This window comes from Pseudoalteromonas sp. S3776 (genome assembly GCF_005886915.1).
Classification (GTDB): Bacteria; Pseudomonadota; Gammaproteobacteria; order Enterobacterales; family Alteromonadaceae; genus Pseudoalteromonas.
In genome coordinates this window covers 1-255 of record NZ_PNCU01000123.1, presented here as the reverse complement: position 1 = coordinate 255, position 255 = coordinate 1, and the positions used below count along the sequence as shown (strand labels likewise).

General features: G+C 43.9%; 1 pseudogene. It reads left to right on the top strand.

Annotated elements, in window-relative coordinates:
- Nucleotides 1–255, top strand: a pseudogene (locus CWC16_RS19405) (biotin/lipoyl-binding protein); the annotation flags it as partial.

Sequence of the window (255 nt, the reverse complement as noted above, 5' to 3'; positions counted from 1 at the left end):
CAACCTCCAGAAGAGAAGAAAGAAGAAATAGTACATCCTCTCGTACAGGTTCAACCTATTCATATTGACCAAGTTAGGCTTGACGTATCGTCATACGGTATCGTGATGCCAAAATACAGTACTGATCTTGTTGCTCAGGTCAGTGGTCAAGTCATTTCATTGTCAGACAAGTTTGTCAAAGGTGGCTTTGTCAAAGAAGGTGACGTACTTGCTCGCATCGACCCGAATGACTATGAAGCGTCGCTGATTGAAGCC